Origin of the sequence: Halobacillus sp. BBL2006 (assembly GCF_000786645.1) — a bacterium.
In the GTDB taxonomy this organism is placed as follows: Bacteria; Bacillota; Bacilli; order Bacillales; family Halobacillaceae; genus Halobacillus.
In genome coordinates this window covers 1-10,213 of the sequence record NZ_JRNX01000193.1, presented here as the reverse complement: position 1 = coordinate 10,213, position 10,213 = coordinate 1, and the positions used below count along the sequence as shown (strand labels likewise).

At 41.3% G+C, this 10,213-nt stretch carries 10 protein-coding genes; 1 reads left to right on the top strand and 9 read right to left on the bottom strand.

The features are described from left to right. From LD39_RS06855 to LD39_RS06830, 6 genes are all read right to left on the bottom strand, one after another. On the bottom strand, positions 1 to 199 hold a 199-nt coding region (locus LD39_RS06855), incomplete at its 3' end, for a cytochrome d ubiquinol oxidase subunit II (RefSeq protein WP_035544412.1). Positions 200 to 201: 2 nt separating this feature from the next. Beyond that, positions 202 to 1,557, bottom strand: a complete 1,356-nt coding sequence (locus LD39_RS06850) for a cytochrome ubiquinol oxidase subunit I (RefSeq protein WP_035544410.1) — start codon at positions 1,555 to 1,557, stop codon at positions 202 to 204. Between the two features lie 267 nt (positions 1,558 to 1,824). Further along, the gene (locus LD39_RS06845) at positions 1,825 to 3,657 is read right to left on the bottom strand and encodes an ABC transporter ATP-binding protein (protein WP_035544409.1); all 1,833 of its coding nucleotides are present in this window, start codon (positions 3,655 to 3,657) and stop codon (positions 1,825 to 1,827) included. A gap of 17 nt (positions 3,658 to 3,674) precedes the next feature. Beyond that, on the bottom strand, positions 3,675 to 5,432 hold the full coding sequence (locus LD39_RS06840) for an ABC transporter ATP-binding protein (protein WP_035544406.1): 1,758 nt from the start codon (positions 5,430 to 5,432) through the stop codon (positions 3,675 to 3,677). Between the two features lie 355 nt (positions 5,433 to 5,787). Beyond that, positions 5,788 to 6,240 carry a redoxin domain-containing protein gene (locus LD39_RS06835; protein WP_035544403.1) on the bottom strand — a complete coding sequence of 151 codons (453 nt, stop codon included), beginning with the start codon at positions 6,238 to 6,240 and terminating at the stop codon, positions 5,788 to 5,790. Between the two features lie 89 nt (positions 6,241 to 6,329). Next, the gene (locus LD39_RS06830; RefSeq protein ID WP_035544400.1) at positions 6,330 to 6,872 is read right to left on the bottom strand and encodes a peroxiredoxin; all 543 of its coding nucleotides are present in this window, start codon (positions 6,870 to 6,872) and stop codon (positions 6,330 to 6,332) included. A gap of 303 nt (positions 6,873 to 7,175) precedes the next feature. Between LD39_RS06830 and LD39_RS06825 the strand changes: the two genes are divergently transcribed. Further along, entirely contained in the window at positions 7,176 to 8,021 is an 846-nt protein-coding gene (locus LD39_RS06825) for a mechanosensitive ion channel family protein (protein ID WP_035544398.1), read from the top strand. A gap of 59 nt (positions 8,022 to 8,080) precedes the next feature. Here the strand turns inward: LD39_RS06825 and LD39_RS06820 are convergent, their stop codons facing one another. The 3 genes from LD39_RS06820 to LD39_RS06810 all read right to left on the bottom strand — a co-directional run. Then, positions 8,081 to 9,370 carry a hemolysin family protein gene (locus LD39_RS06820; RefSeq protein WP_035544396.1) on the bottom strand — a complete coding sequence of 430 codons (1,290 nt, stop codon included), beginning with the start codon at positions 9,368 to 9,370 and terminating at the stop codon, positions 8,081 to 8,083. A gap of 55 nt (positions 9,371 to 9,425) precedes the next feature. Continuing rightward, positions 9,426 to 9,668: a YkuS family protein gene (locus tag LD39_RS06815; protein ID WP_035544394.1), complete on the bottom strand. Its 243-nt coding sequence runs from the start codon at positions 9,666 to 9,668 to the stop codon at positions 9,426 to 9,428. A gap of 78 nt (positions 9,669 to 9,746) precedes the next feature. After that, positions 9,747 to 10,213, bottom strand: a 467-nt coding sequence (locus LD39_RS06810) for a M20/M25/M40 family metallo-hydrolase (protein ID WP_035544393.1), incomplete at its 5' end; no start/stop codon positions are given.

The following is a 10,213-nucleotide window of genomic DNA, read 5'->3' as shown; positions in this document are numbered from 1 at the left end:
AGAAGAAAACAAAAAAGACGTTGGTTACTTCCCAAACCGGGGATAGATACCTTGAAATCAATTGATTGATAATATGATCTTTTTTCGTAGCTTTCGCATAGAAGGCAAAGAAACCGGCTCCGAAGTCAATCGATGCCACAATCAAGTATCCGTAGAGAAAGATCCAAAGTACACTGATTCCAATTAATTCATAACTCATGATCAGTCATCCTCCTTCGTCGCTGCTACTTGAGGATAACGGTTTTCGAGTTCAATCTCAGCAGGGTTATTTTTAAACATTTTTCGAAGAACAACAATACACCCTACAGCTAACACGGCATATAAAGCGACAAACAGAATAAACATCCAATCCACATGCGGAGATGTAGTTGAGCCTTCAACTACAGTCATAAATCCCCGGAGTATCCAGGGCTGACGACCGACTTCTGCGTAGACCCAGCCAAACTCGATCGCAAGCATCGATAATGGTCCAGCGGCGGCTATCCCCCACAACAGTAATGGATTGTACTCGTTCCATTTCTTCACTTTCATAAAGACAATATATAATAACGAGATACCTAACGTAAAAAAGCCTATAGAAACCATTAAATCAAACATATAGTGAATCCATAATGGTGGCTGCTCGTCCTGAGGTGTTTCCTCTAGGCCTGTTACTTCCGCATTGAAGTCTCCATGAGCAAGGAAACTCAGTGCATTTGGGATTCTAATCGCATTTTCAACTTCATTGTCTTCGTTCAATGTTCCAAATACAACCAAGTCGGCTCCCTCTTCTGTTTCAAAGTGCCATTCCCCTGCAGCAAGTTTTTCCGGTTGATGTTCAGCTAAAAATTTTGCTGACAGGTCACCTGCAATTGCAGTCGTAATCGCAAATATAAACGTAGCAATTACGGTCAATTTCAAAGCTTTTTTATGATATTGAGACCCTTTTTTCATTAATATAAACATTGCAGCAATTGCCGCCAGAATAGCTGCAGCTGTTAAATAAGACGAAGAAATGACATGAAAGACTTTCGTTGGAGTTGCCGGATTGAACATAGCTGCCAATGGATCAATGGAAGTGACGGTTCCATCTTCCATTTCAAATCCTTGCGGGGTGTTCATAAACGAATTCACCGTTGTAATGAAAAAGGCAGACATTGTTCCTCCAATGACTACTGGAATGGATAACAACCAATGATAAATAGGGTTTTTAAAGCGGTCCCATGTGTATAAATATGCTCCTAGAAAGATCGCTTCAAAGAAGAACGCAAATGTTTCCATAAACAGCGGGAGAGCGATGATATTCCCTGCAAGCTGCATAAAGCTTGGCCATAATAAAGATAACTGCAGGCCAATGGCGGTTCCTGTTACAACACCAACCGCTACGGTAATCGTGTATCCGCGTGTCCAACGGCGGGCAAGCAACGTGTAATGCGGGTCTTTTTTCTTTATTCCAATCAACTCTGCGACGGAAACCATCACAGGCACTCCTACCCCTATCGTTGCAAATATGGCATGAAAAAGTAAAGTCATAGAAGTCAGCATTCGACTCAATGTGGCGCTATCAAATTCAAACATTTCATTTCCCCCTCACCACTTAAGGTCCAAAAGTTCAAAGTCTAGTTCCCAGTATAAATGGTGAAAACGCTTTGTGAACAAGCGTTTCATGAATATTTTGTGACAAACTTCACAATCTCTTATTTTAACAAATAGCATACATCACACAATCATCCGTGTCTAAGAATTTGCCTGTCTTCTACTTCCTTTCCCCTTCTCAACCACTAGCTAACGCTATAATGAGCATTAAAAAAAAGACACCGAATCAATCGGTGTCTTTCTATAAGACTAAATCGCATCAAGCATTTGAAATTGTGCTTTAACTAATTCGAAATATTCCCCTTTTAGATCCATGAGTTCATCATGGGATCCGTTTTCTAAAATCCTTCCATTTTCGAGGACAAATATATTGTCGGCTTCTCTTATCGTTGATAAACGGTGAGCGATGATGATCGCTGTCCGACCTTTCAGTAGTTTTCTTAAGGCTGTTTGTATTTTCACTTCGGTTTCAGTATCGATACTGGCCGTTGCTTCATCTAAAATCAGAATTCTCGGGTTAGCGAGCAGGGCACGGGCGAAGGACAGCAGTTGCCTTTCACCTGCGGAAAGAATATTCCCTCTTTCCTCGACTTCCGTCTCGTATCCATTGCTGAGCCGCTTGATGAATTCCTCCGCTCCAACGACACGTGCTGCTTCCTTAACCTCTTCATCATAGGCGTCAGGCCGTCCGAAGCGAATGTTTTCCATGATGGTACCTGAAAAAATAAAGGTATCCTGCAGAACAACACTGATTTGCTGGCGAATACTATCGATGGTAGCATCTTTCAAATCCACTCCATCTATTTTGACCGCCCCTTTTGTAGGATCGTAAAACCGACTGATCAAATTCGCAATCGTCGACTTACCTGAGCCAGTATGACCAACGAGAGCAACGGTTTCTCCCTGTTTCATTTCTAGATTAATATCATGCAGTGCGATTCGTTTTTCATCATAGGCAAACTGAACATGATCAAATTCAATATGTCCTTTCATGTCAGTCAATTCCTTAGCGTTGTGTTTTTCTTCTACATTCGGCTTTTCGTCAAGGAATTCGAAGATCCGTTCAGAAGCAGCCATCGCCATTAACAGTTGGTTATACATCATTCCTAACCGCGAAATTGGTTCCCAGAACATACCCAGGAAAAACGCGAAGGATACGAATGTACCGATTTGGATATCTCCCTGTAAAATAAGGAATGCACCGAAAGAAACTAGAATAACAGTACCGACAGCGTTACTCATTTCTACGAATGGACGGAACATCGCGCTTTTTTTCGTTGCGGTTCTCCAAGAATGAAAGTTATCCGTATTGACTCCATCGAAGTATTCTGTATTTTCTCTTTCTTGAGAGAAAGATTGGGTGATGCGAATCCCTTGAATACTTTCATTCAAGTGAGAATTCAGACGTGACTGCTGAATTCGCACCTCCTGCCATGAACGACGGATGTTTCTTCTCAGTTTTGTAGAGATATAGAACATGATGGGCATAATCACCATGATAGCTAACGCAAGCTTAGGACTTAATACAAGCAGAATGACGATGATGCCTGTCAGCATGACAACGTCCATCAGCAAATTGATAATTCCGTTTGTGAAAAGCTCCTGGAGAGAGTTTATATCATTCATAATCCGCACTAGGATCGAACCGGCTGATCGTGAATCAAAAAACTTATGAGATAGACGCTGGACGTGTGAAAAAAGATGCTGCCTCAAATCATAGATGACATTTTGCCCTAAGATGTTCACATACTTGATCCTTAAAGCATTTCCAACATAACTGAGCAAGTAAAGGATGGCGATCCCCACAACGAGCTGAATTAATAGATTCGAGTCACCGTCAGCAATTGCTACATCAATTGCGACTTTACCAATTAGTATAGGGACAACGAGCCTCACAATAGTAGAAACGAGCATGGCCACTATAGAAATTGGAAGCAGTGTCTTTGAGTAAGGTTTTAAATATCTTAACAGTCGCCACATCTGGGACCAGTTAAACGGCTTCTCTATCGCTTGATCCTGAGTGTATTTGAATCGGTTTAAGTGTTTGTTTGTCGTTGGTCTGTGTTTCGGTTTACTTCCCAAGGTGATCTCCCCCCCTTTTAAGATATGTGGGATGCGTTCAAGATTTTTTCTTTATCCTGATATTGGATATCATAGATGCGCTGATACGGGCCTCCGTTTACGAGAAGTTCATCATGAACCCCGCGTTCTTTTACAACACCATCTTCCAGGACCAAAATTTCATCCGCGTGTTTCAATGATGAAATTCGGTGCGCAATGATGAACGTTGTACGTCCATTCATCACCTCTTGTAGTTCTTTTTGAATTTGGAATTCGGTTTCCATATCTACAGCTGAAGTGGCATCATCCAAAACTAGGATCGCTGGATCAATTAAAATAGCCCTGGCGATAGCAATCCGTTGTTTCTGACCTCCGGATAACCCCATTCCCCGTTCACCAAGAAGTGTGTCGTACCCTTCTGGCATTTCCATAATAAAGTCATGCGCCTGTGCGCGCTTAGCTGCTGCTTTTACATCATCAATGGTGGCATCAGGATTTCCGTAGGAGATATTCTCTTTAATGGTCGTAGAGAATAGGAACGACTCCTGAAGAACGAACCCGATATTTTTTCTTAACGTTTTCAAGCCATAATCTTGAACAGGGCTTCCATCGATGAGCACTTCACCTTTTTCAGGTTCATAAAATCTCGTAATCAATTGCGTAATGCTTGTTTTCCCGGAACCTGTAGCTCCAATTAAGCCGATTGTTTTTCCTGGTGGGGCATCAAAAGTGATATCTTTCAAGGCAGAATCATCATCTTCTGCGTATGTCAACGTTACATCATTGAAGGTTACATGGCCTTTCAGACGGTCCTGAACAATGGCATTCTCCTTCTCCTGAATGTCTTCCTTAGCATCTAAAACCTCCAATAAACGTTCTCCAGAAGCTTTTGACTGGGAAAACATATTGATGACAAATCCCAGGTTCATCAAAGGACCGAGAATATACCAAACAAGACTGAAGAAGGCGACCAGTTCACCGAGCTGCAGTGTCCCGTTTATGACAAGATAACCACCATAAGCTAGTAAAGCGACGACAGAAACATTTCCGATGAACTCCATCAGCGGAAAGTACTTCGACCAAATATTAGATGTATCGATGTATTTCGTACGGTAGTCGTTGCTTCGTTTATCAAAACGTCCGATTTCAAAATTTTCTCTAGAAAGCGATTTCACGGTGTTCATACCGCTTATGTTCTCCTGAACACGCGTATTAAGTTTACCGAAGGACTTACGAATTTTCCGGAAGGCTGGGTGTACGCGGCGATCAAACTTGTAAACAACTACACCTAAAAACGGCATAACAGCCATGGTTACAAGCGCTAGCGGGGGTGAGTAATAGAACATGACGCTTAGACTAATGACAATCAATAAGAAAATCCTTGTCAGTTCAGAAAAACCGAATGAAAGAAAGAAGCGGAAGCCTTCTACGTCTGCCGTTAATCGCGACATCAAATCTCCCGTTTTCGCATTATCGTAATACTTAAACGGCAGGCGCTGCAGTTTTTGATAAAGCTCATCACGTAAGGAATACACAGAACGAATACCAAAATAATCTCCTAAGTATTGATGAAAATAAGTGGCGAATCCTTTGATAATCATTAAGATAATGAAAATAGCACAGATATATGGGATCAGGTTGTACTGTTTTCCAACAACTACATCGTCAATGGTCCGCTGCAACACAATAGGATAAACGACAGTTATTGCGGTCACAAAAAGCAGAAAAAACAGGGACCAAAAGAAAAATTTCCTATAAGGCCAATAGAACTGCTTCAACTTTTTAAAAGTATCCAAAGGTCTCCCCCTCCTAATTATTTTTAACGTAATTATTAATATATCGGGTATCGAAATAAATTTCCACCCATTTGATTCAATTTTTCCAAAATTTTATCGATTTCAGCCTATGGTCTGAGGTCTCCCCTCATCCATACGTTGTAGTTCGATGGATTAGGCCTATTTTCAGGAAGGACTAATGGTTACTCACCATAACGGTATTGTTCCGTCCTCTAAAGGATTGTCCGCTTCCCTCTCAGATTGCGGTACATTTGAGGAGTCACCCAGGAAAGTTAATCATCAATTCGTGGTGATAATAATGGAATTAAAAAAGCAATCCCTTTACTATTATGGGGATTGCTTTTACTACATTCATTTATTTTTGATTGACACCAAGTACGCGGTTTACACGTTTACGAAGCATTTTCATGCCTCCACCTCCGGCTTGGAAATGACGAAGATTGCCTTCCTCATCAAATACGTAATATGCAGGTACGTATTGGTTTTCAAAAGCGTCCGTTAAAGCATGTTGGTTGTCCACATAAATGGGTTGAGTAATTCCATGCTCTTCTGCCACCTCTTTGATTTGATCAAGATCGAGGTCTTTTTCAGAACGAGGCATGTGAACAGCAATAACATTCAAATCGTCTTTATACTCATCGCGGAACTCATTCACGTTAGGCATAGCTTCTTTACAAAGTCCACAGCTTACAGACCAGAAGTGGATCAGTGTCGGCTTACCTCCAACTAAATCTTCTTTCGTCATAGGTTCACTGTTCAACCATTCCGTTGCTTCTGGCAACTCAGGCATTGGTGATCTTAAACGCATAGGAATATCCTCCTTTTTAATAGGTAGAGAAAAGGGTCTAACTCTATTGGTTAGACCCTAGAAACTTTGTGATTCAATTCAACTGAAGCTTATAGGGTTTCTTGACCTGGCTTCCAGTTCGCTGGGCAAAGACCGCCAGTTTGTAGTGCTTGAAGCACGCGTAGAGTTTCATCTACATCACGGCCGATGTTGTTGTGGTTTACGACTTGGTATTGAAGTTCACCTTCTGGGCTGATGATAAATAGGCCGCGTAGTGCCACACCTTCATCTTCAAGAAGAACACCATAGTCACGAGATACTTTATGGTTCGTATCTGCCGCTAGAGAATATTGAAGGTCACCAAGACCATTATCTTCGCGAGACGTGTTAATCCACGCCAGGTGCGTGTGAATAGTATCTGTAGATACGCCAATCACTTCTGCATCTAGATCTTCGAATTCATCGAAACGATCAGAAAGTGCTGTGATTTCCGTCGGGCATACGAATGTGAAGTCCATTGGATAGAAGAAAAGGACTGTCCATTTGTCGTTTTTCATGTTCTCTTCAAGAGATACTTTACCGAATTCTTTGTTAGGAAGCACTGCGTCCATTTCAAAGCGTGGTGCTTGTTTTGCTACCATACGTTCTGCCATTTGAAATCCCTCCGAAAAAAATTGTTCGTTTATTTTTTCTCACATGAACTAGTATAACGAGCAAGTTGATTATAGTCAATGTTAAGTAATAATTAATTTAATCTGAATACATTTAGCTATCCTTTACTTACTTTTCTAGTATGGCATAACACGGTTCTCATTAAACAACAAATTGTGTGGAAAGTAAAATCATTTGCATAAAACAAGTCATTCGACACAATTTTTACATAAAAAATTGAAAAACCCTCTGCACTTCCGATATTCTATTATAGGAAGAACATGCTAATTGAAAGGAGTTCTATCATGAATTTATTTGAAGAAGGATTCAAATTCAACCCAACCATAGTGGTTGAATGGCTCATCACTGGGGGACTTCAGATACTTATTTTGCTGATTGCCTTTGCGATTATTAAACCGATAGGAACGAAAGCAATTGAAGCAGCAATCAATCGAATGAGTGCTCAAAGAAAATTATCTGAGGGGAGAAATAAAACTTTACAAAAACTAACTGTAAATATCTTCTCCTATTCGCTATTTTTCATTCTGATTATTATGCTTCTTAGTACAATCGGCATTAATATCGGTCCACTTCTAGCTGGTGCTGGTATTGTCGGTCTGGCTATCGGTTTTGGTGCTCAGGGTCTAGTATCGGACATCGTCACTGGCTTCTTTATTCTATTGGAGCGTCAAGTCGAGGTAGATGATTATGTAACAGCCGGCGGTTATGATGGAATTGTAGAAGAAGTCGGTATCCGTACAACTAAGATCCGCAGCTTCGATGGGACACTGAATTTTGTTCCGAACCGTAACATCTCAGGAGTTGCTAACCATTCTCGAGGAAACATGCGTGCATTAGTCGATATCGGCATCGGTTACGATGAAAATATCGACGAAGCGATGTCTGTACTAAAAGAAGTAGCTGACCGTTTCGCGGAGGATGAGCGATTTAAAGAGGGGCCGGATGTCCTTGGCGTTCAAAGTCTTGGCTCTTCCGATGTCGTCATCAGAATTCTTGGTAAAACCGAGAACATGCAGCAGTGGGGTGTGGAGCGTGACTTGAGAAAAGCCATGAAAGAAGCATTGGATCAAGCAGGTATCGAAATTCCGTTCCCTCATCAAGTATACGTGCACAAAAACGAAAACGAATAAAACCTTTTCCAAACAAAGAGCCCGGTGCATCCAGCCGGGCTCTTTGTTATTGATTATTCTTATTCTGTGGATTCCCATACTTCTACTTTCTTAATTTTGCCATTTTCCATATCCAAAATCTTGAATTGAAGCTCTTCTCCGCTGACGATCGTACCCTCTTTAGCATCATAATCCATCGTATAAATCCAGCCTGATATTGTATCGATATCTTCATGACTCAATTCTACATCGAAAAATTCATTGATATCGGCAATCGACGTTTTCCCTTCTAAAAGGTAATGGCCGTTTTTCAAGCGTTTGATTTCCCGCTCTTCAACATCATCGAATTCATCGCGAATCTCTCCGACAATTTCTTCAATAATATCTTCAACTGTCACAATCCCTGCAGTTCCACCGTATTCATCCATAAGAACAGCAAGATGTGTACGTTCTTTTTTCATTTTTGCTAGAAGGTCATTAATAGGGACATTTTCAAACACTTTCAATGCTTGGCGAAGAAAAGGCCTCAAAGTTCCTTGTTTCTCTACATCTTCATAAAAAAACTCTTTCATATGAATGATCCCTAAAATATGGTCTTTATCATCATCAACGACCGGATACCTCGTATAACGGTTGTTTCTCATGACTCGGATGTTTGTTGAAATGGAATCATTGATATCCAGAACTGCCATCTCCGTTCTTGGAATCATAATTTCCTTTGCTGTGCGATTATCAAATTCAAAGATACGATCAACATACGTATACTCAGAACGATTGATTTCACCCTGCTGGTAGCTCTGAGTCAAAATATGTCTTAATTCATCCTCTGAGTGGACTTCATCTGATTCCTTTGCCGTCTGGAAACCGAATAACCGTACTAAAATATTGGCAGAACCATTCAGTAACCAAATTAATGGATACATCAACTTACTGTATAAAATCAGTGGCCTTGCCAGGAATAATGTAATACCCTCTGCTTTTTGTATAGCCACTGTTTTAGGTGCCAGTTCTCCCCAAACAACATGCAGGAACGTAATAACGAAGAACGCGATGGCAAAGCTGATCGTGTGGGAAAGACTTGATGGAAGATTCAATCCATCGATCAACGGATACAGAAGCACATCCAGGGTGGGCTCCCCTAACCAACCTAACCCTAATGCGGTAATGGTGATTCCTAATTGACAAGCAGACAGGTAGTAATCCAAATTGTTTGTCAGCTTCAATGCATTTTTAGCTTTTTTATCTCCGTCTGCTGCCCTCGCTTCAAGTCTCGTCTTCCTAACCTTAACAATCGCGAATTCACTAGCGACAAAAAAAGCGGTCAACACAATCAGCAGCGCTACAGCCAAGAGCTTTATTGTAGATTCCATAAAACATTTCTCTCCCCTACTCTATGTACTGGAGGCTAAAGCCTCCACGTGTTTATCAGGAGAAGCGACTATCAATTTCTTGACAAACCTCATCTGCCGTCCGGCCATGAGCGCTGATGAAAGAACCTTTTGTTTCTGTATCCATTACCCCCATGACATTCTGATCCTGACCTGAAATGACACAGCAATCACAACCAGCAGCGTCCTCCTGATTTTTCAATTCTACTAGTTCATACCCTTTTTGCTGTAGTGCTGAACGTATATCACTTAAATTCTGTTCAATTCCGATCTTTTTCACAACATCCACCTCCTGCCTCTATGAAAACGTACAAATGTAGTGTTTACTTTTGGCATGAAGGTATTCATAATGACGTGATTACAGTTTTCTTAATCCTCGTTCAACTAGATCAACCCCAACCGTCAAGGCTTTCTCATCCGGGGTTAATGTAGACTGATGCAATCCTGACTCTGAGTCTACTCCAAGCCAGAACATGAAGCCGGGAATCTCCTTCAGCATATACCCAAAGTCTTCCCCTGTCATCGCCATTTTGGCGTCTTGGAACGTATAGTCTGTTTCTTCGACAATCGTCCGGAATTCTTCGACAGTTCTAGAATGGTTAAACACTTGGTGGTACGTTGAACCGTAATCGATCGAGATTTGGCAGTCATTCGCGATTTCATACCCCTGTGCAATTTTTTCGATTTCTGCTTTCACCAGAGCCATTGACTCTGGAGACAGCGTACGAATCGTCCCCTCCAATCTTGCCGATTGCGCAATGATATTTTGGACTGTCCCGCTTTCAATTTTACCGATCGTAATAACCGCACTATCAAGTGGGTCAA

Excerpts from the sequence above, each read along its gene's own strand:
- LD39_RS06830 (WP_035544400.1), bottom strand. The coding sequence starts at position 6,872 with ATGGCAGAACGTATGGTAGCAAAACAAGCACCACGCTTTGAAATGGAC.
- LD39_RS06850 (WP_035544410.1), bottom strand. The coding sequence starts at position 1,557 with ATGTTTGAATTTGATAGCGCCACATTGAGTCGAATGCTGACTTCTATG.
- LD39_RS06820 (WP_035544396.1), bottom strand. The coding sequence starts at position 9,370 with ATGGAATCTACAATAAAGCTCTTGGCTGTAGCGCTGCTGATTGTGTTG.
- LD39_RS06825 (WP_035544398.1), top strand. The coding sequence starts at position 7,176 with ATGAATTTATTTGAAGAAGGATTCAAATTCAACCCAACCATAGTGGTT.
- LD39_RS06835 (WP_035544403.1), bottom strand. The coding sequence starts at position 6,240 with ATGCGTTTAAGATCACCAATGCCTGAGTTGCCAGAAGCAACGGAATGG.